35 protein-coding genes are annotated in these 24,209 nt (G+C 42.5%); 29 read left to right on the top strand and 6 right to left on the bottom strand.

Features of this window, described 5'->3' with window-relative positions; genetic code table 11:
* Nucleotides 1-17: 17 nt before the first annotated feature.
* The 28 genes from P618_RS02360 (at nucleotide 18) to P618_RS08390 (ending at nucleotide 18,910) form a co-directional block, all read left to right on the top strand.
* Nucleotides 18-311 carry a head-tail joining protein gene (locus P618_RS02360; protein ID WP_024161105.1) on the top strand — a complete coding sequence of 98 codons (294 nt, stop codon included), beginning with the start codon at nucleotides 18-20 and terminating at the stop codon, nucleotides 309-311.
* A gap of 1 nt (nucleotide 312) precedes the next feature.
* Nucleotides 313-849 carry a phage tail protein gene (locus tag P618_RS02355; RefSeq protein ID WP_021827511.1) on the top strand — a complete coding sequence of 179 codons (537 nt, stop codon included), beginning with the start codon at nucleotides 313-315 and terminating at the stop codon, nucleotides 847-849.
* Entirely contained in the window at nucleotides 846-1,367 is a 522-nt protein-coding gene (locus P618_RS02350; protein WP_021827510.1) for a hypothetical protein, read from the top strand. Before P618_RS02355 ends, P618_RS02350 begins: the two co-directional genes overlap by 4 nt.
* The gene (locus P618_RS02345) at nucleotides 1,354-1,821 is read left to right on the top strand and encodes a phage baseplate assembly protein V (protein ID WP_021827509.1); all 468 of its coding nucleotides are present in this window, start codon (nucleotides 1,354-1,356) and stop codon (nucleotides 1,819-1,821) included. The genes P618_RS02350 and P618_RS02345 overlap by 14 nt, the downstream gene beginning before the upstream one ends.
* Nucleotides 1,814-2,110: a PAAR domain-containing protein gene (locus P618_RS02340; protein WP_021827508.1), complete on the top strand. Its 297-nt coding sequence runs from the start codon at nucleotides 1,814-1,816 to the stop codon at nucleotides 2,108-2,110. The genes P618_RS02345 and P618_RS02340 overlap by 8 nt, the downstream gene beginning before the upstream one ends.
* A 3-nt stretch (nucleotides 2,111-2,113) precedes the next feature.
* Nucleotides 2,114-2,449: a GPW/gp25 family protein gene (locus tag P618_RS02335; RefSeq protein ID WP_040458282.1), complete on the top strand. Its 336-nt coding sequence runs from the start codon at nucleotides 2,114-2,116 to the stop codon at nucleotides 2,447-2,449.
* A gap of 2 nt (nucleotides 2,450-2,451) precedes the next feature.
* Nucleotides 2,452-3,285, top strand: a complete 834-nt coding sequence (locus tag P618_RS02330; protein WP_021827506.1) for a baseplate assembly protein — start codon at nucleotides 2,452-2,454, stop codon at nucleotides 3,283-3,285.
* A complete protein-coding gene (locus tag P618_RS02325) occupies nucleotides 3,282-4,196 on the top strand; it encodes a phage tail protein (RefSeq protein ID WP_021827505.1) in 915 nt (304 codons plus the stop codon). Before P618_RS02330 ends, P618_RS02325 begins: the two co-directional genes overlap by 4 nt.
* 319 nt (nucleotides 4,197-4,515) lie before the next feature.
* On the top strand, nucleotides 4,516-5,199 hold the full coding sequence (locus tag P618_RS02320) for a hypothetical protein (RefSeq protein WP_021827504.1): 684 nt from the start codon (nucleotides 4,516-4,518) through the stop codon (nucleotides 5,197-5,199).
* Between the two features lie 137 nt (nucleotides 5,200-5,336).
* Nucleotides 5,337-7,262, top strand: coding sequence for a DUF4815 domain-containing protein (locus P618_RS02315; protein ID WP_204365634.1), 1,926 nt, complete (start codon nucleotides 5,337-5,339; stop codon nucleotides 7,260-7,262).
* An 8-nt stretch (nucleotides 7,263-7,270) separates the two neighbouring features.
* Entirely contained in the window at nucleotides 7,271-8,497 is a 1,227-nt protein-coding gene (locus P618_RS02310; RefSeq protein ID WP_021827502.1) for a hypothetical protein, read from the top strand.
* Nucleotides 8,498-8,694: 197 nt separating this feature from the next.
* Complete coding sequence (locus P618_RS05975; protein ID WP_021827500.1) at nucleotides 8,695-9,135, top strand: hypothetical protein; 441 nt, start codon at nucleotides 8,695-8,697, stop codon at nucleotides 9,133-9,135.
* Entirely contained in the window at nucleotides 9,128-9,859 is a 732-nt protein-coding gene (locus P618_RS07245; RefSeq protein WP_021827499.1) for a hypothetical protein, read from the top strand. Before P618_RS05975 ends, P618_RS07245 begins: the two co-directional genes overlap by 8 nt.
* 11 nt (nucleotides 9,860-9,870) lie before the next feature.
* Nucleotides 9,871-10,254 (top strand): hypothetical protein, encoded by a 384-nt coding sequence (locus P618_RS02295; protein ID WP_021827498.1) that lies wholly within the window; start codon nucleotides 9,871-9,873, stop codon nucleotides 10,252-10,254.
* Between the two features lie 11 nt (nucleotides 10,255-10,265).
* Nucleotides 10,266-11,435 carry a phage tail sheath C-terminal domain-containing protein gene (locus P618_RS02290; protein ID WP_021827497.1) on the top strand — a complete coding sequence of 390 codons (1,170 nt, stop codon included), beginning with the start codon at nucleotides 10,266-10,268 and terminating at the stop codon, nucleotides 11,433-11,435.
* Nucleotides 11,435-11,935: a phage major tail tube protein gene (locus P618_RS02285; RefSeq protein WP_021827496.1), complete on the top strand. Its 501-nt coding sequence runs from the start codon at nucleotides 11,435-11,437 to the stop codon at nucleotides 11,933-11,935. The genes P618_RS02290 and P618_RS02285 overlap by 1 nt, the downstream gene beginning before the upstream one ends.
* 1 nt (nucleotide 11,936) lies before the next feature.
* Nucleotides 11,937-12,194 (top strand): phage tail assembly protein, encoded by a 258-nt coding sequence (locus P618_RS02280; protein WP_021827495.1) that lies wholly within the window; start codon nucleotides 11,937-11,939, stop codon nucleotides 12,192-12,194.
* Between the two features lie 115 nt (nucleotides 12,195-12,309).
* The gene (locus P618_RS02275) at nucleotides 12,310-14,703 is read left to right on the top strand and encodes a phage tail tape measure protein (protein ID WP_021827494.1); all 2,394 of its coding nucleotides are present in this window, start codon (nucleotides 12,310-12,312) and stop codon (nucleotides 14,701-14,703) included.
* Complete coding sequence (locus P618_RS02270) at nucleotides 14,609-14,989, top strand: phage tail protein (RefSeq protein ID WP_021827493.1); 381 nt, start codon at nucleotides 14,609-14,611, stop codon at nucleotides 14,987-14,989. The genes P618_RS02275 and P618_RS02270 overlap by 95 nt, the downstream gene beginning before the upstream one ends.
* Entirely contained in the window at nucleotides 14,986-15,195 is a 210-nt protein-coding gene (locus P618_RS02265; protein ID WP_024161102.1) for a tail protein X, read from the top strand. The genes P618_RS02270 and P618_RS02265 overlap by 4 nt, the downstream gene beginning before the upstream one ends.
* 1 nt (nucleotide 15,196) lies before the next feature.
* Nucleotides 15,197-16,267: a contractile injection system protein, VgrG/Pvc8 family gene (locus P618_RS02260; RefSeq protein WP_021827491.1), complete on the top strand. Its 1,071-nt coding sequence runs from the start codon at nucleotides 15,197-15,199 to the stop codon at nucleotides 16,265-16,267.
* On the top strand, nucleotides 16,242-16,577 hold the full coding sequence (locus P618_RS02255; RefSeq protein WP_024161101.1) for a glycosyl hydrolase 108 family protein: 336 nt from the start codon (nucleotides 16,242-16,244) through the stop codon (nucleotides 16,575-16,577). Before P618_RS02260 ends, P618_RS02255 begins: the two co-directional genes overlap by 26 nt.
* Entirely contained in the window at nucleotides 16,471-16,707 is a 237-nt protein-coding gene (locus tag P618_RS09190) for a putative peptidoglycan-binding domain-containing protein (RefSeq protein WP_084024563.1), read from the top strand. The genes P618_RS02255 and P618_RS09190 overlap by 107 nt, the downstream gene beginning before the upstream one ends.
* Before the next feature lie 20 nt (nucleotides 16,708-16,727).
* Nucleotides 16,728-16,919 (top strand): hypothetical protein, encoded by a 192-nt coding sequence (locus tag P618_RS02250; protein WP_024161100.1) that lies wholly within the window; start codon nucleotides 16,728-16,730, stop codon nucleotides 16,917-16,919.
* A 3-nt stretch (nucleotides 16,920-16,922) separates the two neighbouring features.
* Nucleotides 16,923-17,153, top strand: coding sequence for a hypothetical protein (locus tag P618_RS02245; RefSeq protein ID WP_021827488.1), 231 nt, complete (start codon nucleotides 16,923-16,925; stop codon nucleotides 17,151-17,153).
* On the top strand, nucleotides 17,137-17,301 hold the full coding sequence (locus P618_RS07800; protein WP_156918965.1) for a hypothetical protein: 165 nt from the start codon (nucleotides 17,137-17,139) through the stop codon (nucleotides 17,299-17,301). Before P618_RS02245 ends, P618_RS07800 begins: the two co-directional genes overlap by 17 nt.
* A 180-nt stretch (nucleotides 17,302-17,481) precedes the next feature.
* On the top strand, nucleotides 17,482-18,096 hold the full coding sequence (locus tag P618_RS08395) for an ATP-binding cassette domain-containing protein (RefSeq protein ID WP_024161099.1): 615 nt from the start codon (nucleotides 17,482-17,484) through the stop codon (nucleotides 18,094-18,096).
* On the top strand, nucleotides 18,056-18,910 hold the full coding sequence (locus tag P618_RS08390; protein WP_024161098.1) for an ATP-binding cassette domain-containing protein: 855 nt from the start codon (nucleotides 18,056-18,058) through the stop codon (nucleotides 18,908-18,910). Before P618_RS08395 ends, P618_RS08390 begins: the two co-directional genes overlap by 41 nt.
* On the opposite strand, the gene P618_RS02235 is transcribed toward P618_RS08390, so the two are convergent.
* Nucleotides 18,907-19,374, bottom strand: coding sequence for an Lrp/AsnC family transcriptional regulator (locus P618_RS02235; protein WP_024161097.1), 468 nt, complete (start codon nucleotides 19,372-19,374; stop codon nucleotides 18,907-18,909). The genes P618_RS08390 and P618_RS02235 overlap by 4 nt on opposite strands.
* Nucleotides 19,375-19,431: 57 nt before the next feature.
* Here P618_RS02235 and P618_RS02230 point away from each other — a divergent pair, with 57 nt between their 5' ends.
* Entirely contained in the window at nucleotides 19,432-20,049 is a 618-nt protein-coding gene (locus P618_RS02230) for a LysE family translocator (RefSeq protein WP_021827484.1), read from the top strand.
* On the opposite strand, the gene P618_RS02225 is transcribed toward P618_RS02230, so the two are convergent.
* The 5 genes from P618_RS02225 to P618_RS02205 all read right to left on the bottom strand — a co-directional run bounded on the left by P618_RS02225 (nucleotide 20,046) and on the right by P618_RS02205 (nucleotide 24,194).
* On the bottom strand, nucleotides 20,046-20,612 hold the full coding sequence (locus P618_RS02225) for an AAA family ATPase (protein WP_021827483.1): 567 nt from the start codon (nucleotides 20,610-20,612) through the stop codon (nucleotides 20,046-20,048). The genes P618_RS02230 and P618_RS02225 overlap by 4 nt on opposite strands.
* Nucleotides 20,609-21,337, bottom strand: a complete 729-nt coding sequence (locus P618_RS02220; protein WP_024161096.1) for a cyclase family protein — start codon at nucleotides 21,335-21,337, stop codon at nucleotides 20,609-20,611. Before P618_RS02220 ends, P618_RS02225 begins: the two co-directional genes overlap by 4 nt.
* A 53-nt stretch (nucleotides 21,338-21,390) precedes the next feature.
* Complete coding sequence (locus P618_RS02215; RefSeq protein WP_021827481.1) at nucleotides 21,391-22,152, bottom strand: MerR family transcriptional regulator; 762 nt, start codon at nucleotides 22,150-22,152, stop codon at nucleotides 21,391-21,393.
* A gap of 90 nt (nucleotides 22,153-22,242) precedes the next feature.
* Nucleotides 22,243-23,241, bottom strand: coding sequence for a GNAT family N-acetyltransferase (locus tag P618_RS02210; protein ID WP_021827480.1), 999 nt, complete (start codon nucleotides 23,239-23,241; stop codon nucleotides 22,243-22,245).
* On the bottom strand, nucleotides 23,238-24,194 hold the full coding sequence (locus P618_RS02205) for a GNAT family N-acetyltransferase (protein ID WP_021827479.1): 957 nt from the start codon (nucleotides 24,192-24,194) through the stop codon (nucleotides 23,238-23,240). Before P618_RS02205 ends, P618_RS02210 begins: the two co-directional genes overlap by 4 nt.
* Between the last annotated feature and the right edge of the window lie 15 nt (nucleotides 24,195-24,209).

Here is a 24,209-nt window from a genome sequence, read left to right as displayed (position 1 = left end):
CCATGAGTTTAACCAAAATGTTTGAGGATTGTTTTGCACATTTAGGGAAAGAGGCGCAGTACCAGAGCTCTGGCGCCGCCCCTTTTCCTATTCGTGTTTTAATCAAACAACCCGATACGGCTTATGAAATGGGTGATGGGCAAGTCATTGGCCATATGGCGATATTTGAAATACGCATTGATGAATTGGCTTTCCCAAAAGTGGGTGATCAGCTGATTATTGCTGGCAATCGCTATAAAATCTTTAGTGAACCTCTGCGGGATGCTTCCAATACGGTTTGGGAAATAACAGCAATGGTAATGGAGGCATGATATGTCCGTTTTTGCCTTGGATGTTACAACATACGGTGATATCGACCAGATCATTGCTGCAATGCGTGGAACTGAAAGTCAAGTACAACTGGCGGCCATGCGCGCCCTCAATAAAACCGCTCTTTGGCTTAAATCCCAAAGCGTGAAAGAAATCAGCGCACAGAAAAAACTTCAACAAAAAATCATACGTGAACGACTAAAGCTTGTTAAAGCGAGCAAAAGCTCTTTAAAAGCATTGGTGGTCGCCAGTCTTTACGGTATTAAAGCCTCGCTTTTAGGTTCCATGCGCCAAACGGCTATAGGTGCCAAAGCAGGAAAATCTCAATTTACTGGTGCCTTTGTCGCTACGATGCCCACAGGTCACCGAGGCATTTTTAAGCGAAAGACTAAAAGCAGATTACCCATTCGTGAAGTCGTGCTACCACTTGAGCCTGTCGCTTCTAATATCATTAAAGGCTTCGTGGATTCAGGTGCCGCAGAAAAATTCATTCAATATTTTCGTCATGAACTGGGCTTTATTTTAAAGGTGAGCCTATGAATTTTTGGGAAGAATTACATGGTGCCATTACCACCGTTTTAAAACGCGAGATACCAGAAATTCAAACTTCAGAATCTTATCCGGTGATCAAAACAGCGTTATTGGCACCTGCTGTTTTAGTGGAACTAGCAAGCTTTGAACCCGGCAATGATCCAGGCACTGGTGAAATTGCGCTACGTGCTCGATTTGAAGCAAGAGTTATTGTGGATAGTACCATCCCCAATGCCGCTTTTGCCGTGCGAGCATTAGTCAGCGAAGTTGCAAGGGTCATTCATCAAAATTCATGGGGGATGAATGTATCACCTGCTGAATTTTTAGGTGCGAGTCCCGATGGTTTTAAACCAGAGCTTGATGCATACATAGTTTGGATAGTGGAATGGGCGCATGAACTTCACCGCGGAGATTCAGTTTGGACACCAAGCGGTATTCAGCCACACACGGTTTATGTAGGCATCGCCCCAGAAATCGGCGCTGCCCATGAACCAAAGTATGTAGAGGTTCAACATGGAGAGTTTTAGTTTTTCTGAAATAGACAGAAAACTTGCTAACCTCATTCGTGTAGGGACTGTCAAGGAGGCCGATTACAAAAAAGCCCGTGTGCGTATTCAGATTGGAAAAATTCTTACTGATTGGCTGCCTTGGGTGACTTCTCGCGCTGGACAAGACAGAAATTGGTCTGCACCCAGTATTGGTGAACAGGTTGTTTTATTATCTCCATCAGGCGAAATGGCTCAAGGTGTTGTGATCCCAGCTATTTATCAAAACAAACATCCCGCGCCAAGCGATAAAGAAACCGATGCCACTTTGGTTTTTCAAGATGGTAGCAAAGTTTTGTATGACAAAGAAAAACATCATTTGACTGTCTCAGTTGTGACAGATGGAACCTTAACGCTGAAGATAGGTGAATCAAGCTTTGAGATGAGTAAAGACAGCATCAAACTCAAAGCAAAACGAATTGATTTGAATGAATGATATGCCAGGAATCGTAAGACTTAATGATAAATGCACCGGCCACAGCTGCTATCCACCCAGACCTTGCATTACCGCAAGCGATGATGTGTTTGTTGAGGGTAAGGCCGTCCACCGCGAGCAAGATAAATGGGCCATGCATGCGTGTCCCAATACGCCGCCTCATGATGGCGTTCTCACGAAAGGTTCAAGCACGGTCTATGTCAACGGAAAAGCCATTGCTCGTATTGGTGATCCCATTTCTTGCGGTTCAAAAACGCAAGAAGGCAGTCAAACTGTTTTTGCGGGGTAAATGATGCGCGGAATAAATGCAAGAAGCGGCAAAGAATTAAAGGGCCTTGAACATCTTAAACAGTCCATCGTGGATATTTTGACCACACCGATAGGGAGCCGTGTGATGCGCAGAGATTATGGCTCAAGACTCTTTGAACTTATTGACCGCCCAACATCGCCAGGTTTTGCCGTTGAACTTTATGCGGCTACTGCTGAGGCACTACAAAAATGGGAAAATCGATTTAAATTGGAACGTGTGCAGGTTGTAGAGATCAAAGAAGGTCATATTACTTTAATTTTAGAGGGGCTCTATTTACCGGACGGCAGGCCCATAACCTTAGATGGGATTGTAGTGTGATTATGCAAGATTTAACGCGTTTACAAAATCCCAATGTTATTGAATCGCTTGATTATGAGACGATTTTCACGCACATGAAAGCGGAATTACTGCGCCTCGATCCCAGTTTTTCAGCGCTGCTTGAAAGCGATCCGGCCATGAAGATTTTAGAAATTGCTGCCTGGCGCGAATTGCTTTTACGTCAAAGAGTCAATGATGCGGCACGCGCTAATTTACTGGCCTTTGCTAATACAGCAGATTTAGAACATTTAGCAGCCTTTTATGATGTGCAGCGTAAATCAGAAGAAGATGATGAGGCTTTCCGTAAACGAATTCAGGCTAAAATTGTAGGATGGTCTACTGCAGGTAGCAGAGAGCATTATCGTTATCATGCCCTATCGGCTGATACGCGTATTAAAGATGCGCGCGCCGAATCACCTACACCAGGCTTTGTTCTGGTTTCTATCCTTTCTACAGAAGGTAATGGCATGCCTAGCCCAGAACTTTTGGAAAAAGCGAGGTCTGTTATTTTGCGTGATGATGTGCGGGTGCTCACAGATACTGTTGAAGTGGTTAGCTCGGGTATTATTGCCGTCAGCATTCAAGCAAAAATTTATCTCTACCCAGAAACCCCAGAAGATATTGTTGAAATGGCCAAGGCTGCTTTTATCAAAGCACTGAATGAAACAAAAGGTTTGGGTTGGAACCTAACACGCAGCTGGATTATTGCCCATTTATTTGCTCAAGGTGTTCAACGTATTGAGCTTTTAAATCCCTTGCAAGATGTGATTGTTCAAGATCATGAGTGTATTGCTCTAGACAATATTCAGCTTGATATTGGAGGGCGTGACTGGTGATAACCTTACTTCCTCCAAGCAGTTCACCGCAAGAACAAGCCTTAGCAGATGCTATTGATTATGGCATTAATCCGCGTGTGATTAGAGGTTTTAAATTTACACCAACTGATAGCGTGTTACCTTGGCTCATTTGGGAATATGGGCTTGGTGAAATTTTGGCTTGGGTTCCTGATCCAAGGCGTGCTATTCAAGATGGTGTTCGGTTTCAACGGATTCGCGGTACGCCTGCCTCATTGCGGATGGCGCTGAAATGGATGAACATCGAAAATATTTATATCGAAGAAGAACCACCGGGCAAGCACTTTGCAGAGTTTCAAGTGGGCATTCACGATGTACCCAATGATTTCTTTGTTGATAATGTGGTGGCGCTTGCCAAACTATCCGCACCAACCAGGTCACGCTTGATGCGGATGTATAATGATCGCTATGATATTAGGCGATTTATGCTCGATCAGAGCGATTGGGGTAGTCTGTTATCCGATTATTCTGGCGTGCGATTAACACCTGATGGACCAGTATTATCTTTTGGTCGGTTTAATCCATTTGAAGCAACATCCTCTTTGCCTATTTTAAAATTTGCAGCCAATAGACAGCACCATAACAATGCGCTGAGTGATGATTTATATCGCCTGGATTTCGCTATTTTAAATGAAACAGATCCTCATACTAGAAATCATAATGCCATTTACGTACGCGATCACATTTGGCAAAATCCCGATCCGCTATCACTTTTCACTCCTGATTTTGAACCCCCACTACATCTTGCAAAAGCATTGATTGTTTTATCTGATAGTTGGCGTCTTGGTGAAATTAATGCGTGTTTTCCAGTTACCACCCAAACAGAGGTGGGCGCAACCTTTATCTTAAGCCAAGATCAGCTTTCTGATCATGTTTGGCATTTCCTGTATTAAGAAATTCTAGAACGGTTTTACCGGGCACAAGAAAATGAAGCAACAGCAATTATAAATGAAGAGATTCATGCTTTTGTTGAGAAAGAGCTTCATAAAAATTTTCAAGAAGGCCACATCTGGCCTATTTTATCAGAAGAAACACTTGACCCTATACAATTAAGTTCTTTTGCTTACAGCGAGACTTTTATCGCAACAATGTATCCTGGCATGCTGACGTGGCATAAACATCGCCATCTCAATCGCTCATGGACGAATTCAGATCCAATCGTGAATATAACCCTCAACTGAATTTTGACGTCAACCAGTTTGAGGGGTGATTATGGCTATTTTAACACAGTCTGGTCGTGCAGCCATTGCTGCCAGCATCAAACAGCAAGCAATCCATTTGGCTTGGGGAACCGGTGATCCTACTTGGGAAAGCACCCATGAGGTGGAAAAAACTTTTACTGATGACCAAATCACGCTTGATCATCATCCTGTCAAAAATGTCACCCTAAAACAAGGTGAGACTATTTTTATTTCAGGGACTGACTATAGCGTTGACAGTGTAATGGGCATCATTAGTCGTCTTCCTAATGGGAACATTCCTGCTGATAGCACTCTGACTGTTGATTATACCTATGCCACGCCGCCAGAGCTCATTACCGCAGATGCTCTTTTAAATGAAGTTGGCCGCAGAACCGCTGATGAAGTCATTTTTTGTGCTGGCGATGAAAATGGCGATTTGATTACCCCAACGGGTCGTTTTAAGACCTCAAGCACCCCAACTAATAATCTATTTTTGCGTTTCACTTTTGATTTTGACAATGCCTCAACCCAAGTGATACGTGAGCTTGGCGTTATGGTAGGCACTGAAACCAATCCTGAATTACCGCCTGGGCAACGCTATTTTGAGCCGCAAGACATTATTAATGCAGGTATTTTATTGGTCTTAGAACGCACAGTGCCACTAATCCGAACAGCGGCAACGCGCGAAACTTTTTCATTTGTGGTGACGTTTTAGGGAGCAATCATGAACAACATCTATAAGATTCATGGGAAGATACAATGACACTCAACAGCTATTATAATCGTTATGATCCAGCCAAAAAATATGACCGAAGCCTGTTCTTAGCAGGCCGTGGTTTGCAATAGGCTGAACTGAATGAAATTCAAGATTATGCGCTCCATAACCTCAAAGGTATTGGTGATGCAATTTTTAGGGATGGTGATGTAATCCGGGGCGCAGCCTGCGTGGTCAATCCTCATACAGGAGAGACCAGCGTAGAGGCAGGCTATATTTATTTGCGTGGTGCAGTTCGTGAAATCGGCTCTGTCAATTTTACTATTCCCGTTAATGCGTCTGTGCGCATTGGTGTATGGTATGTTGAAAGCACGGTAACTGAGCTTGAAGATCCAGGTCTTCGTGATCCAGCGGTCGGCACTCGAAATTATCAAGAACCGGGAGCTGCACGCCTTAAAGCAAACATTACCTGGGACTTTCAAGCAGATGGTATTCCCCCAACATCCCAAGAAGGTGAATTTTATCCTATTTACGGTGTTGAAAATGGGGTCTTAGTTCAGCATGCACCACCACCGCAACTGGATGCAGTCAATGCAGCTCTTGCGCGCTACGATCGTGAATCCAATGGCTCTTATGTGGTAAGCGGTCTGGATGTTATGTACCTCCAGACAGATAACAATGAACAGGTTTTTGTTATTAATGAGGGCAAAGCCCACGTTGATGGATTTGAGATTGAGCTACCCCATAGTTTGCGGGTGCGTTTTGCATTTGATCCGGATATTCAAGCGATAGAATCAGAGCCTCATACATTTCAGCCGAATACTCAAGGCATAATGGACCTCACTCTCAACGAGACGCCTATTAAAGAAATTTTCGATGTGGATGTCACAGTTCAAAAAACCATTGCAATGACGCACGGTTCTTACACTGGTGTCATGGATCCCATCCCTGACACTTCAGTTCTAGAAATTATTCAGGTGAAACAAGGTACTACAGTTTACGTTAATGGCACAGATTATAGATTGCGTTCTGGTGATGTAGATTGGTCTTTGTCAGGCGCTGAACCTGCTCCAGGCAGCACTTATGAAATCACATATCGTTATCGTAGCCGTATTACCCCTCAGAACATCACTGAAAATGGCTTTAAAATCTCAGGGGCTGTTAATGGCACTTTGGTTTTGGTGGATTACAGCTGGATGATGACTCGGTACGATTTAATAACCATGGATGCTCAAGGCATTGTTCGTCGGATTAAAGGATTTGCCCATCCATGGAGGCCATCCTTACCTAAAGCCCCTACAGGACAATTGGCTTTAGCTTATGTTTACCAAAACTGGCGCGCTCAAGAGAAACCGCGCGTTGTAAATAATGCGATTCATGCCATACCCATGAGTGATATTGAAGCCATGCGTTCAAGTATTAATGATCTTTACGATTTGATTGCTCAAGAACGTTTGCGTAATGATGCCAATAGCCGTGAACCTGCTGCTAAAAAGGGAATTTTTGTTGATCCCTTTTTTGATGATGACATGCGCGATCAAGGGATCACTCAGACTGCAGCGATTGTCGATCACGAACTTACTTTGCCTATTAACGGCTCAGTTCAAGATGTAGGTAAAGGGTCAAATCCTTGGTTATTGCCCTATGTTTTAGAGCCAGTGCTTGAGCAGCTCTTGCAAACAATGGATATGAAAATCAATCCTTATCAAGCGTTTGCACCAATACCTGCAAAAGCCATTATCAATTTAAATGTAGATCGCTGGACAGAATTAGAAACTAACTGGTCTAGCCTGATTACACAGCGATTTAGCGTGCTTTCTAGTCCCATCACACGTCAGATTGTGAATGGAGGTGGCGTGCTTACGCGAGTGACCTCAAGCACCACTCAAAACGTATTAATCGGAACGCAAATAAGCCAAACCTCAGAACTTTTATCCAGTTCAATACGTGAAGCTACCTTTATGCGACAAGCTACTCAGAATTTTGATCTAGAAGGATTTATGCCAAATGAGCAACTTCGGATAGTTTTTGATGGCATCACTATTGAACCCATTAGTGTATAGGAGAAATTATGCCACTTATTGCAGATTCAACAGGAAAAATAAAAGGTAAATTTACCGTTCCAGCCAATGTGCCTGCGGGCACTAAACTGGTCCAATTCATTGGTAATCAAGGAAGTTATGGTGAAGCCACTTATACCGGACGCGGCATTATTACAACTGAAGAGCGCAGGCGTGTTACGGTAATTACCGATATCAGACGTAATGAAACCACGGTTGTCCTTACGCGTTTTGATCCACTTGCTCAAACCTTTACCTTAAGTGAAAGTCGCCATATTGCTGGTGTTGATTTGTGGTTTAGCAATCGCGGTACTAAACGTGTGGTCGCGCAAATTCGCGATACCAGCCTTGGTATGCCAACACAAACGGTTTTAGCTGAAGGCGATATCATGCCATCTTCAATCAACATCAATGGCACTGCTACTCGAATGACTTGGCAACCTGTGTGGCTTGAGGCTGGACATGAATATGCCATTGTTTTGTTAACTGATGATGCTGATGCGGCAGTGCGTGTAGCAGAACTTGGCAAATACGATGCAAGTCATGGAAGATGGGTGACAAGCCAGCCTTATCAAGTAGGTGTCTTACTTTCATCAAGTAATGCCAGTACATGGACTGATCATCAAAATCGTGATTTAACTTTTAGACTTTTAGCTGCCAGATTTACCGAAAATACACGCATTGTTGAATTAGGAACAATCACTGGCAATAGCACATCAGATTTGATTGCACTTGCAAATGTTGAGCATGTGGCATCCGATACCGATCTGGATTTCACCCTTACCGAACAAGACAGAACAGAACACAAACTTTCTGATGATTTGCCCATTGCTCTTCGAGCTCGAGTAACAGGCAATTTAAATGTGAAAGCGCAGATGCGAGGCTCCAGCTTACATAGCCCTGTACTTTATCCTGGTGTTCAAATGGTGTTAGGAAATGTTGCTGAAACTGCTGATTATGTCACGCGAGCTATACCTGCAGGAAGCAACACGAAAGTCACCATAACTTATGAAGCACTCATGACTGGGACGGCAGATGTTAAAATTTATGTTCAAAAAGCGGATAGCACTTGGCAGTTAGTGGAGCTAACTACAGGAAAGCCCGTCGGTGATAACTGGGTTGAACGCACTCATATTTTAACAAGCTTTAATGCAGCCGAAACAAGGGTGAAATTAGTGCTTACCGGCACAATTATCTATCGCCCAAAAGTCCGATCCCTTCGAGTAGTGATTACTTAATATGCCAAACGATCTTAGCCAAAGGGGCTATAAGCTGCCCCATCCAGATAACATAGCAGCTCAAGATGTAGTCCGTATTCGGGAAACAATCATCCATGTGGATGCGGACATTTCTATCAGAGAGTCTGAACATAACATTCTGAAGCAAGCCTTTGATCGGTTTACTTTTGAAACTTTTTTGAATTTGTGGAGCAACCATGACAATCGCTAAAGAAGCCGTTTATGCGTTACATCAGCGCCTTAAAGATTTATCGATCAATGCGCCGGCTGATCAACTGGCTTATCTTGCAAAAGCCTTGGAATCCATTGCCGGCCATAGCACGGTTTATGACATCGTCAATATGTCTGATGAAAAGCTGCAGGAATTGCTGGATGCTGCTACAGCACACTTAGCCAGTCTCAATACCGCAAAAACAACATCTTTATCAGCCATTGATAGCGCTAAAACGACATCTATTGATGCGATCAATACGACAAAAACCACTTCGTTGACTGCGTTACAAACGGCAACAACGACCAATTTATCGCTTTTGGATACAAGAAAAGATACGAATATTTCTGCCATTGATAGCACCGCCCAGACCCAGCTGCAAGCTTTGACTGGGCTCGTCAGTAATTTTGCTTCTATATATGGTTGAACCTGGGGCATTACCCTTTTTGTTTGGCGTATTAAGCCGTCAAAACGATTACTGGGGATATGGTGATTTAACAACGCAGCTTGGTGTTTGGTACAACAACACAACAAATGCTGACTATATGCTGCAATTGCTTGCGGGTGCCCACCCACAAAGCACCAATTATTCCGGTTTTTATAGGCCACCACAGATCTATTTTTTGCAAGGCAATAACGGCATGTTTATTCATAAAGAGATGTACGTAAAGTACACCGTATCAACGAACGAATACAATTATCCTTATGCAGCCTTAGGAGTCATTTTTGTAAAGAACACGACAAATGCGGATATCACACGTACTTTTTACTGCGGGGGCTCCTCCTATTGGTCGTCAGGTTACGAAGGTTTGGGAGTTTTTGTATGTACACCCAATAATACTAATGCTAATAAATCAAGCATCACTGGTGTCACCTGGACTAACATTTATAACTATGCCGCCAGTACCAGTAATATTGCATCATCTGCTAACGTGCTTATTCCGGCCGGAAAAACTGTAGCAATTTTGCTCTACAGCTCAGCTTACTACTACACAACATACTACAACTACTACACCCAGTTTCTAAAAAACCAGAGGGTGCGGGATGGCAAAAAGCTCCAACTGATTTTGATTGGCAAAAACGCTACAAAGTTGCTGATGATGGCATTATTTCTGAACTTGCCGCCTCTGAGATTGATACCGATCTTTTAAAGAATGCAAAAGTGGCAGCCCTTGAAACAATCAAATTTGTTTTAAACAATCATCGTCGAGTCTATGTTGGTTATTCTTCTGAAAAATCTCGTTCTTATGATGTTCAGGAAAAAACAGCTAAAAGCATAGTCGCTTCCTCAAAAAACAATCAAACACCTGATGAAAAAGATGTTGAGCTTATTGCTCCTTTAGCAGAAATCAGATCGATTACGGTTATTGAGATGGCACAAACGATTCTCACTAAAGCGCGTAAAGCCGATCGTGCGATTGCAAAATGTGAAAATATTGAAGATCTTGCTCAAAGAAAAATTGCAGCATGCACCACTCTTGAAGAACTCAAAATCTTTATGGATGCCTTTGAACAGGATGTCCAAACCAGTTTAGGCAAATTATAAGGAGGAATTTTATGGCCGAACAATTTTTACATGGTGTTGAAGTTTCTGAAATTACCAGTGGACCGCGCACCATTCGAACCACAAAATCCTCAATTATTGGGTTAATTGGCACAGCCCCTGATGCTGATAATACTGTTTTCCCATTGAATAAGCCTGTATTGATTGTGGGTTCACGCAGAGAAGCCGCCAAACTCGGTACTACAGGCACATTGCCAATGGCGATTAATGGCATTTTCGATCAAATTGGCGCAATGGTTATTGTCGTCCGCGTAGAAGCGGGCGAAGATGAAGCAGAAACGATTGCCAATATCATTGGAGGCGTTGATTCACAAACAGGCGATTACAAAGGCGTTCAAGCATTTTTAAGTGCGGAAAGCATTGTCCATGCCGCTCCTCGTGTTCTGATTGCGGCTGGCTTTACCCATCAAAGACCCAATAATCAAGCTAATCCAGTTATTAGTAGCATGCTGGTTATCGCAGACAGATTACGTGCCGTCATTATAGCCGACGGCCCTAATACTAATGATCAAGAAGCCATTACGTGGCGAAATGACTTTGGCAATGCGCGTGTTTATGTGGTCGATCCTTGGGTCAAGATTTTTATAGACAGCGAACAGGTTGTACCGCCCAGCCCTTATATTGCAGGACTTATTGCGCGTAGTGACAATGAGAATGGTTTTTGGTGGTCACCTTCCAATCAAGAAATATACGGAATTGTAGGCACAGCCAGACCTGTTGATTTTACTTTAGGTGATGCCAATTGCCGGGCTAATTTTTTAAACGAAAACGAAGTTACTACCATTATTCGCCAAGAAGGTTACCGTCTTTGGGGAAACAGAAGTTGCTCCAGTGATCCAAAGTGGGCGTTTTTATCGGTACGCAGAACCGCTGATTTAATTAATGATAGTTTGCTGCGCGCTCATATGTGGGCTGTGGATCGCAACATCACTCGTACCTATTTGGATGATGTGGTTGAAAGCGTCAATGCTTATTTGGCGCATCTCAAGGCTCTTGGCGCTATTTTAGGTGGGCAATGCTATCCCGATCCAGAACTCAATACTCCGGCTAATATTGCGCAAGGTAAAGTCTATTTCGACTTTGATTTTACACCGCCTTATCCAGCAGAGCGGATCGTGTTCCGTTCCCATTTGATTAACGATTATATCAAGGAGCTGATCTGATGTTGCCAAAAATACTTAAAAACTTTAACGCCTTTGTTGATGGTCGTGGTTATGCCGGACGTATTGATGAAATCAGTCTGCCCAAGCTTTCCATTAAAACCGAAGAGCACCGTGCGGGTGGCATGGATATTCCCGTTGCCATTGATATGGGCATGGAGAAATTAGAAGCAGAGCTCACATTTTCTGAATATGACCCCGAATTATTTAGGCTATTTGGGTTGGTAGATGGCAATGCTGTTTCGCTCACACTACGTGGCGGCTTACAGGGCAGCGGTGACGCTGAAGCTGTTGTGGTGAATTTACGTGGCCAATTTAAGGAACTGGACCCAGGCAATTGGAAACCAGCAGATAAAGCGACTCTCAAATGTACCGTATCCATTCGCTATTACAAACTGACCATTGATCGCCGTGAATTCATTGAAATTGATGCTGAAAATATGGTGCGCAAAATCAATGGTGTCGATCAAATGTCATCACTTCGAACTGCTTTAGGGATTTAATATGCACAAAATTAAACTTATTGAACCAATTAAAATTGACGGGGTAAGCATTTCTGAGCTGACTTTAAGACGTCCAAAGGTCCGAGATCGCTTAGCAGTTGAACGCAGTGGTAATAGTGATGCTGAAAAGGAAGTAGCACTCATTGCCAATCTTGCAGATATTCCAAAAGATGCTGTGGAAGAATTAGATCTCGCTGATTACGCCAAGATCCAAGAGGCATTGCAAGGTTTTTTGCTACCATCCGACCTGAAGACTTAAGAGCTAGTGTTTTATCTCTGGCTGCTTTTGCAAAGGGCGGAATTAGTGAATGGTTAGAGATGGATATAGAGGAGTTTGTTTTATGGATCAATAGTGCGAGGGAGTTACAGAAAATATGACAGCCGTTCATACTTTATCCGTTGTCATTGGCGCTGCACTTAAAGGCAATTTTAGCGCAACCATGTCCTCTGGCATCAGCCAATTAGGACGTCTTGGTCAAGCAATTAAACAACTCGACGCCTCAGGCAAAACAGTCGGAAAATTTCAACAGCTTCATCGAGATACTTTGCTTGCTAAGCGTGGCTGGCTGGACGCCGAAAAACAAGTTAAATCTCTTGCCATGCAGATGGCAGCCACCGCCAATCCAAGCAAAGCCTTGGTCACAGAATTCGAACGCTCTAAAACAGCAGCGCTTAAGGCTAAAACCGCATATCTTCAAAAACGTGAAGCTCTTCATAATCTTGATAATGAAATTCGAAAATCCGGCCAAGATATTCAGAATCTCATTTCTCAGCAAACAAAATTAGGCGCATCACTGCAAAAACTTAAAGGTCATTATGTTGCCCTTGATCGGATTATGCAGAAACGTCAAGGCGTATTAGCTCAGCGTGCTAATTTGCGTGGTCAGTTGTTCGATGCAGTTGCACTTGGAGCTGCTCTTGGGGCACCAATTAAAGCTGCAATCGATTTTGAAAGCGCCATGGCCGATGTGCGTAAAGTTGTAAATTTCGATACTCCAGATGGCCTTCAAAAATTAGGTGAAACCCTAAAAATCATGTCACGGGAGATCCCGTTATCGGCTTCTGGACTTACACAGATTGCTGCAAGCGGTGGGCAACTGGGTATCGCTGCTAAAGATTTAGCGGCCTTCACTAATGTTGTCGCGAAGATGGCTACTGCTTTTGATATGTCAGCAGAAGAAGCCGGTGATGCCATGGCAAAGCTTGCTAACGTTTATCAAATCCCTATCACTGAGATGAGCAAACTTGGCGACGCTATTAACCATTTATCCGATAATACAGCCGCGAAAGCAAAAGATATGGTGCCAGCACTTAACCGTATTGGTGGTATAGCGCGGCAATTTGGATTAACCCCTGTACAAGCCAGTGCACTGGCAGGCTCTTTCATCAGTCTTGGTAAAGCCCCTGAAAAAGCAGGAACCGCCATTAATGCAATGCTCAGTAAACTTCAAACAGCTGGCAAGCAAGGGAAAAAATTCCAAGAAGCTTTGCGCCAAATGGGGATAAGCGCCAAACAACTTGAAAAGGATATCGGCCAAGATGCACAAGGCGCCCTGATTAAATTTCTTGAAGCTATGGAAAAAATGGACAAGCAAACACGCTCAGGCATTTTGTTTGATCTTTTTGGAATGGAATATCAAGATGATGTGGCATTGCTAGTAGGCAGTTTAAATGAATACAAAAAAGCCGTAAGCATGATTAACGATGAGACCAAGTTCGCAGGCTCTATGCAGCGAGAATTTGCCAATCGTGCCAATACCACAGCTAATAATTTACAGCTTCTTAAAAATGGGCTTGCAGAAGTCGGAATGGATTTGGGCTCAGCACTTTTACCGCCTCTTAATGCCCTGGTCAAGGTGCTACGCACTGCAACCACTCAAATGGCAGGCTTTGCCGAAGCGCATCCCATTTTAACCAAATTAATTATGGGGGTAACAGCTGCTCTGATTGGCGGGAAAATAGCGGCTATTGCAATTGGTTATGCTTGGACCTTTATTCAAGGGGGTGCGCTTGCACTTGCGACAGCTTGGCGTGCTCTTTTAATTACCATTACGCTTGTTAAAGCTGGCTTTATTGGTGTGAATAGCGCTTTGCTGATTACCGCAGTACGCATGGGGGCACTTGCTTTTGGTGGCGCCCTTCAAGCCCTTGGTGCCTCGTTCATGGCCTTAGCTTCTAGGGTCTTTCCAGCAGTGATTGCAGGCTTTCGTGCTTTAACGGTTGCCATGATGAGTAACCCTGTTGGTGCTATTGTCGGCGGAATAGCCATTGCTGCAACATTGGTGGTTACCAACTGGGAGAGTGTCAAAAGCTTCTTCATAACCATTTGGGAACCTATTAAGCCTGTATGGGAAGCATTTGGCAATTGGCTCAATAGATTTTGGGAGAAAATCAAAAAGCCGTTTAAAGCGGGGGGTGGTTTTTGGGAGAAAATGTGGGGTAAAAAGAAGTACCAGAGATCCCCGTTCCTGCTATGCAACCAGTCAGTGATGCGCTTAAACAACCCTTACCACTTGCACAAAAAACCGCTCAAAATAACACCCAAAACAATAGTTTTAATATCAATGTTCAAGCTTCACCCAATCAAAACTCAAAAGAAGTCGCAGATGAAGTCATGCGTCGTCTTAAGGCGAAATCACGCGGGGCCCTATATGATCCTGTGGGGGCATTACCATGATGCTTGCCCTTGGACCTTACCGATTCTCATTAAACACCAGTGCCTATCAAAGTTTAAAGCGCAGCAGCGAATATCGTTGGCCTTCTATTGAGCGGATTGGCAAAGAACCTTTGCTTCAAGCGATTGGACCAGGCTGTGACCATATTGATTTAGACGGTGTGATTTACCCGCATTTTCGGGGAGGCTTAGGACAAATCAATGCCATGCGTGATTCTGCTCAAAGACAAGAACCCCTCATGTTAATTAATGGCCAAGGAAATGTTCTGGGTCGTTTTGTCATTACTCAAATTGAAGAATCACAAAATACGTTTTTAGCGGACGGCGCTCCTCGAAAAATTGAATTTAGATTGAGTCTTGAACGATATGGTGAAGAATGATGACACGCTACCGCACCAAAGAAAACGATATGCTCGATTGGATCTGCTGGAAGCATTATGGTTTTCAATCAGGTGCTGTTGAAATTGTTTTAACGGCCAATCCAGAACTTGCTGAATGGGGCAGCTTTCTACCAGCGGGTCTTTTGATTAATCTGCCTGAAATCCAAAAATCTGCGAAAAAACCAACGATTAAATTATGGGATTAAGATGACGCCAGATTTTAATCTTTTGGTAGAAGGACAAATGATTACGGGGTTAATTAGGAATCGCCTTGTTTCTATTCGAATCACCGATGAGGCTGGTATTACCAGTGACACTGTCGAAGTTTGCCTAGATGATCGTGATTCTTTGCTTGAATTACCAAGAACGGGCGCAAAACTTCAAGTGTCCATTGGCTATCAAGAAGCCGGTCTGGTTTCCATGGGTCTTTATATCGTTGATGAAATCACGCTTGAGGGCTCTCCTCAAACGATGAAAATCAAAGGGCATGCTGCCGATCTGAAAGCATCACTTAAGTCCCAAAAAATTGATGAATGGCATCAAAAAACAATCGGTGACTTGGTTAATGCCATTGCTTCTAAACATGGTTATCAACCGCGTGTTGCATCACAATTTTCTAGCATAAAACTGCCACATATTGATCAAACGGCAGAAAGCGATATGCATTTACTTACTCGCTTAGCTCAACTGCATGGCGCTATTGCCAAACCCGCCAATGGATTTTTGTTATTCGTACCAAAAGGTAAAGCTAAGTCCTTCACAGGACAATTAATTGGTGGTGGCACCTTAAGCCTTGATGAAATTTCAAGTTGGCGTGTGACTTTTGCTGAGCGCGATCAACATAACTCAGTCGCTTCCTATTGGCATAATCCCAATAAAGCTGAGCCCATAGAAGAAAAAGCCGGTGATGGCGATCCCGTTCATACCATGCGCGGCGTCTATCCCAATTCAGGATTAGCCAAGGCAGCAGCAGAAGCAAAACTCGAAAGGCTGACACGTGGGACACAAACTCTGAATATACCCCTTGCTGGTCTTCCGGAGTTAGTAGCCGAATCCAAAATATATTTATCAGGATTTCGGCCAGGGATTCCAAGCGACTGGATAATAACACGTGCAGAGCACACGTTAGATAGTAGCGGTTATCGCACCGCTATCGATGCTTCACGTGCATTCATGAAGAAATCAACGAATTGGAGACAATACTCAACCATGTCAAATAAACCTAAAACTTTGAGCGATGAGCGCTTTGAACATGCCGTTAGCTTTATTAGCTCATGAAGGCGGATACAGCGATGATCCCGATGATGATGGTGGCGAAACCAAATTTGGGATTTCAAAACGCAGTTATCCTCATGTTGATGTAGATGCTTTGACAGTCGAGCAAGCAAAAAACATTTACAAACGCGATTTCTGGGATACTCAGCTTTACAAAGATATCAAGGACGTGAACCTTGCGACTAAGTTTTTCGATCTGGCGAAATATGGGATCAAACTGGGCGCATCGATTGATACAACGTGCGTTAAAATCCACCGGACAAAATATCGCCGAAGATGGTGTGTTAGGCCTAATCACTTTAACTGCCATTAACAAAGCTGATCTGACGGATTTGCTTGCAGCCTTAAAATCAGAAGCCGCCGGATATTACCGAACACTCGCAGCCACTCAACCTAGAAAAGCTAAATTTCTTAAGGGCTGGTTGAAACGAGCTTATGCATAAACTTAAACAGGAGACATAATATGAAAGCAGGCATTAAAACCACCGAATTTTGGGCAACACTTCTTGGTACTATCATTGTTGCAGGAACAGCAGAGCTGGGATTGAACCTCAACGAAGCATCCGTAGCCAGTATTGCAGCCATGGTCATTACCTATGTGGTTGGGCGCGTGATGAATAAAAACACGCAGGCCAAAATTGATCAGGAGTCTTGAGCGATGATACCGCTTTGGCTATCCGCACTGATTGCAGCTATTCGCGAATTCAGCCAAACTTTTTTAGCTTATATGCTTGGCCAGGAACGGTTGAAACGTGAACAAGCAGAGGAAAACGTAGAGCTTCAAGAATCTTATGAAAAACTGGATGAACAAAATAAATCTTATCGTGATCGGGGTAAGTCTGGTCTTCTTGAGCGGCTGCGCAAGCGTAGGGATGCAGAACCAAAGTAGCTGCCCAACTTATCCCCGTTACACCCAAGAAGAATGGCATCAGATCGAGCAGTCAGTCGCTGAATTACCAAAACAAAGCCCGCTGATCCCAGCGTTGCAAGACTATATGGATTTGCTGGATAAGTTGGAAGCTTGCCAAAAATATTGAGATTGAATTATTTTCTAAAATAGAGTACTATGTAAACATAGTATGTCAGAAAAATCAATTTGAGGTTTTGTCCGTATCATGAAAATTATCTCTTAAAGTAGCCCTACAAAAGGCATAAGACAAAAGCTCTTCAGCTTACGTCTTAATTCGTTATAGCCCAAATACTTTAAAGAGATGCTTATGATACATAAACCGATTCAGATCAAAAATCTTCAGCTGTCCTTCCCACATAAAACCTATTTTGACGATTTTAGTGTGCAAGTCCCTTATGGTAGCCGTATTGCCATTATTGGTCGTAACGGGTGTGGAAAAACGACGTTACTCAAAATATTGAATGGCATGGTGCAACCTACAAGTGGTGATGTCTTAAGTGCAGCCGATGTGATTATTGGCTTTGTTCCTCAAATTGTTGAAGAATTTGATTCGCTAAGTGGTGGGCAGCGCTTAAATGCGGCAGTGACACAGGCACTGAGCCTTGAGCCTAATGTTTTGCTGCTCGATGAGCCAACCAATCATTTAGATAGACATAACCGTAAAAGCCTGATGCGAATGTTGCAATCTTATCCTGGCACACTCATTGTCGTGTCTCATGATACCGAGTTACTGCGTCATTGCATTGATACACTATGGCACATCGATGATGGCCAAATCCGTGTATTTTCCGGTAACTACGATGATTATATCCGCGAAATACGCAAAGCTAGATCCGCCTTAGAGCAAGAAATAACACGCCTCGATCGGCAAAAAAAAAGATATGCATCATGCTTTAATGAAAGAGCAAAAACGAGCTGCTAAAAGCAAAGCCAAGGGTGAAAAAAGCATCCATCAAAGAAAATGGCCAACGATTGTAAGTACAGCCAAAGCCGGTAGAGCTGAGGAAACCTCTGGCCGCAAAAAATCTGCCATCGATCATAAAAAACAGGATTTAACCGATCAGCTTTCCAAGCTGCGCCTGCCTGAAATTATTGTGCCAAAATTTTCGCTAAATAGTGCAGACATTGGTGATCGAACGATTGTATCGATTAGTGACGGCAGTGTTGCCTATGCGGAGCAAGAGCCTCTACTTCAAAAAATCAGTCTATCAATAAGCTCAAGAGATCGTATCGCTATACAAGGTGATAATGCCAGCGGCAAGTCAACGCTGATTAAGGCGATCTTGGATGATGTCTGCGTTATAAAATCTGGCAACTGGCATGCGCCCAAGATCAGCGATATTGGGTATTTGGATCAGCATTACGGTACCTTGTCTGCTGAAAAGACGGTATTAGAGACCATTGCTGAATTGGTGCCAACCTGGTCCCATATTGAAGTACGTCGTCATTTGAATGACTTTTTATTTCGTAAAAATGAGGAAGTGAATGCCCTTGTGAGCACACTCTCAGGCGGTGAAAAGGTACGTTTGTCTCTTGCACAAATCGCAGCCGAAACACCCAAACTTCTGATCCTCGATGAAATCACCAACAACCTCGATTTAGAGACAAAAGAGCATGTGGCGCAAGTCCTAAGGGAATTTCCCGGTGCGATGATAGTCATCTCCCATGAGGCGGATTTTCTCGAGGAAATTGGGATTAATGAGGTAGTAGATGTTCAGAAGTTTAATGTGGGTTAGTCCACAATCAGGCTTTCGTCCTTGTGAGATGAAAGAACAATCTGCGTCATTGTTTTTGAAACATTACACTGGCCTTTTAAAAAATCAGTAATGAGGCGCTCTAAGGACTTGGTATTACAGCAGCGTACCTTCAATAAATAAGAATGCTCCCCTGTAACATGATGGCATTCTAAAATAGACTTATTACGACCAATTGCATCCAAGAAATGTTTATGATGTTCTGCTTTATCCAAAGTTACAAAAATAAAAGCACACAGCCCCATATCCATAAATTCAGCAGAGACGAGTGCTGTAATTTTTTTGACATGGCCATTTTGTTTTAATCGCCTAAGCCGCTCATTGGCAGCAGAAGATGAGAGCCCAACTTTCTCCCCTAACTGAGTACTGGTAAGAGCCGCATCTTGCATAATGCATTCCGCTATCATATGGTCTAACTTATCATATTCATTATTTTGTATTGACACAAAACTATTTCGCCTGATAAAATCCTGTATAGCAAATGATATACAGGATAAATTATTATGTCAATACTACTTTACCTCTTTAAAGCCTGGATGATAGGAATTGCTATTGCTGCACCTGTCGGGCCTATAGGCATGTTATGTATAAAGAAAACACTGGAGCTGGGCATAAAAGGCGCTTTGCTTGTAGGTCTAGGCGCAGCGCTTGCGGATAGTGTTTATGGGCTTATTGCAGCACTTGGGCTTACAGCTGTCTCACATATTATGATCGCTGGCAGCGGGTCCCTTAAATTAATAGGAGGTATATTTTTATTGTATCTCGCCTATAAAGAAGCAAAAAGTAGTGTAGCAAGTAACGAGGCGCACGTTAGCGAAAAAAGTCAGCTCAAGCTTGTGAGCGAGGTGTTTTTTCTTACAATAACAAACCCCATGACTATTTTAAGCTTTGTAGGAATTTTTGCCTCTATTGGCACTGCCACCTCATCGACACTAGAGTCAATTACGATGGTTGTTGGTATTTTTCTTGGTTCAATGACATGGTGGTGCGTGCTTGGCAGTGCTGTAACTAAAATTAAGCACAAATTACCAAAAACCTGGCTTGAACGGATAAAATGGGTTTCGTGCTGCATCCTTGCAAGTTTTGGATTGCTTGCTATTGTAGGTAGTTTGATGCATTAAAGTTTTACAGTTTTAAGTACGCATTCACATCTTTCCTCAATTGTCTTCTTGGGCACAAGCACAATTTCAAAGCCAAATTCTTTATACACATCCAGATGAATCTGCTCAAAAATCAAAGCATCTTCATAAGAAATTTTTCTGGCGTCGGAATGTTCGATAAACCCTAGATTTTCAAAAAAGAATATCTGGTTCTGGTAAACGCCGCTTTTGATGCAACGATCAATTTCATCAAGCAATATAGGCGAAGGTGTAAACTCAATATTTTTGTGGTCGGCCAAATATTTACCAAGGGCGTAGGTACAAAAAGGTGAGCGGTCGTAAAATTGCAGATCTCCAGTAGCGTTCATCTGCCGCTCTTTTTGCATACGCACAATTTGATCTACAAACTCAGGCTCTTCCCATGGCTTTTCTATGCCCTTAACTTGCTCTTGACTAATCACATTGGTTGCAGCTTCATGAATTACAGTATGCCCTAATTTTTCTAGCTCTTTGATGACAGAAGTTTTTCCACTGCCTGGGGTGCCGGTGAAGATGAAGTGTTTTGCTTGCTTGAAACTATTCATAAGCCAACCTCTCTTTCAATCAATCCAACGAGCCTTACCGGAGCTTCTGTGCCGTCTTTAATTTTGATGGGCAGGACCAAACAAAAGCCTCCGGTCGGTGGCATACTACCCAGATTTGCTACATTTTCTATGATGATCTTATCTGCACCTAAAAAGATTTTATGAACATTAAATCCATCTTCTGGGCGATCCGGTGAAAGTGTATCAATACCAATGGCTCTCACTCCTCGTTCCAGCAAGAGCTCTGCAGCATCAGGGGATACAGATGGGAACACATGGTTGTTATGGTATTGCAAAGGTGTATGCCAAAATTTGCTCCAGCCGGTTTTCACAAACACACATGAGCCGCCTGCGATCTTGCCATACTTGCTTTCAAAATCCGCTACATCTTGAGCGCTTAAGGAATAGCGTTCGTGGCACTTATCCGATATATCAAGAACTACGCACGGCATGATCAAATCATTAACATCAAAATCATGGATGAATCTACTGCCAGGAATACAATGGCTTGGCGCATCCATATGCGTGCCGATCCCCGCATGCATTTTGACTTTCATAACGCGAAATTTATCTTCGCTCGTGCAATCAGAGTAATCTATATGCACGTCATGATTAAACCCGCAGCCACCATTCCAGGTAGGTATAGTGCTATCAAGTGCGTGGGTTAGATCGATGAGTTTGTAGGGGAAAGTCATAAAATCTCTCAATTTAATATCTTTTTGCATAAAGAACCCAAGCTCGCGTGAGGCCAGTCAAACCGGCCCCATATTTATTTGTTTTACAAAATTTTAGTTGCATAATGCCTCATTGCTTCGCATATAAATTTTTGCATTTTGGGATGATAAGCTTCAAAAAATATTTTGATCGTGGCGTCATCATCTTCATACATTTGAATCAAGGCCAAATAAGCATCATGAGTCAAATTAAAAAAATTAGATTGCAGTTCGTAATGTTTTTGGATCAGCGCTTGTACATCTTCGCTTTCTGGTTTATGATTTTTTGCTATTAATTTAGCAATCGCTTTATCCAGCATATCTACTTCATTTTTAAAATCAGACCATTCTTGCTCTGACCAAACGACATCATCTTTTTTAAAATGCTCCAACATTTTTTCTGCTGGTGTGCCCCGAGCTATACATGTATATTGATTACTCTTAGGCAGTTTTTTATCAAAACCGTAATATAATTCTTCGTCTTTCATAGCCTGTTTTCCTCTTAAATGTTGAATTGTTTTATCAATCGTAGTGATCAGATCATTTTTACGAACGATTTCATCTTCCAAAATTTTTCTATGCGCATTTAATGCTTTAATGTTGTCAAAGTCATTTTGCGAGAGAAGTTTTTGGATATCATTTAAGGCAAAGCCTAGCTCTTTAAAAAACAGAATTTGTTGCAAACGCAATAGTTGCTGTTCTTCATAATAACGGTAGTTATTAGCTCCTTTTGAGAAAGGTTTAAGCAAACCAATCTCATCGTACCAATGCAGTGTACGTACACTTACACCAGATATCTTTGCTAATTCTTTTACCGTATAAGCCATAATCTTGCCCTCAAATAATACAATTCAAAGATAAGATATGACGTAACGTGAGGGTCAAGAGGTAATTTAAAATATTTATCATAAAACCTCTCACCTCAATTTCTTCGTAAACCACAGCACCAGGTCATCATCAAGCGTATAGCTATTACCTGGGATTGTTGACTGGTAATTGTAAGTAACACCTTGGCCATCTGGGATATAGCCGCGCTTTATATAAAGCCTTTGAGCCGCCCCATAGCCGCCATCTGCACCTGCATATAGGCCAACCCCGATACCAATGATTTGGCTTTTTGTTGCAGCTTCTTTTTCAGCACAATCAAGCAGCAAGGAACCAATGCCCATTTTTCTGAATGAAGGCAATACATTTAAATCCATAATCTCTGGGATGCTTTGCGCTTTAAATGACGGATATTGTGATTGCCATTGTAAGGTTACATAACCTGCAAATTCATCGTGGACGTGAGCTACCCAAATTAATCGCTCACCCCCTTCTTGTTCCTTCAAATATTCTTCGAAAAGCGATGGCGGTTTATTCCAACCGATTTGGTTAAAAGCCTCAGATATAGCTACAATGTCTTCTTTGATAAGTGAGCGAATGAATACTTCACTTGTTCTGGTTGAGTCAAGATTATCCAGGCTTTTGAGCATATAAACCATATTCCACTCATAGCCTTGATGCTTTAAGTTGAATAATGGAGCAAAGCCTAAGGATTTGTAGAAATGATATGTTTTTAAGTAATTTTTATCCGCTTCCTCAGGCGATAAAGTTTCGACAGAAATTGTTTTAGCGCCTCTATTTTTGGCCTGCTTAAAAGCTTCGTAAGATAATATTTTTCCTATCCCTGCTCGGTGGTAATCTTGTAAAATACCCATCCAATAGATGTTGGCATTTTCAGGATAAGGGAAATCTATTGAAATAAGACCAACATATTCTTCACCTACACGCGCAGCCAGATTGAGCCGAGAACGAACTCCAATAGCATAATGCTCGTTCACTTCAGGCAACCCAAAATATTCCGGCAAATCAACTGTAATTTTGCGGCAGAGTCCTTCAGCCAAATCTGGTGTAATTGTTTCAATCTTTATCATAACAACTTACCCACGGGAACATCGTTTGGATCGGATTCATGGTTTTCGGGATCATTAAACGGCACTTCTGTATAGCCGTTTTTGAGATAGAATCTTAAACTGCTTTGTCTGGATTCAGCATGAATGCTTTTAACCCCTAAACTTTTTAACCACTTCTCTATAAGTGTCAAAAACCTGCTTCCGAAGCTTTGATTTCGCTTATTCTCATCAGTGGCAATAATACGAATGGCCGCTCTTTGATCTGGCCAGAACTGAATATGGGCGTAAGCAACGATCTCTGTGCCTTGATATAAAACAAGATGAGCATGCTCCGAATGGTTAAACGTCCATGTGTAAGGATCATCAATACCGTGCGGGCCAAAGAAATAAGTGTCCCGGAAATGTTTGGCTGCAGCCCATTCTAAAGCGTGGGTGCATAGCACAAATCGGTGTTTATTAAAGCCAGACTGATTTAATATGCTTTGAATAAAATCGTGTTTACCAAGAGTATATCCTCTATAAATAGAGTCGTTTTTCTCATGATTCGAGTCTTCTGCAATCAATTTATATTTTAGCAGCTCATATTCATCCCTAGCGCTAGGGTTTTTCCGCAAATGATCCCTAAATAAAATATTTAATTCAATTTCAGGATCGTTTTCTTCAAAAACGTGAAGATTGATATTTCTATCAGCTGTTCTTATTGTGAAGCTTCTTCGGAGAGGGATATTAAAACCACCCCTATATTTATACCCTATAGCCTCTAATTGTGATTTATCAAAAAACAAATTTCGGACAACTGCGATAATGTCTATCTTAGGCTTAGCAGCTAAACCTGGTACTGATGTTGAGCCAATATGGTGAATTGCCAAACAATTACCACCCAAGGCTTGCCTAATAAGCTCCGCCTCTTTTTCAAAAATATGAGGCCAATTTGGGTCATAAGGTTTAATTTCAACACGATCTATTTTTTGCATGTTGATTAATATTCT

The sequence above is a fragment of the Holospora obtusa F1 genome, from assembly GCF_000469665.2.
Classification (GTDB): Bacteria; Pseudomonadota; Alphaproteobacteria; order Holosporales; family Holosporaceae; genus Holospora; species Holospora obtusa.
Note: the sequence above shows the minus strand (reverse complement) of the source record. Positions and strands in the feature narration are given on the sequence as shown.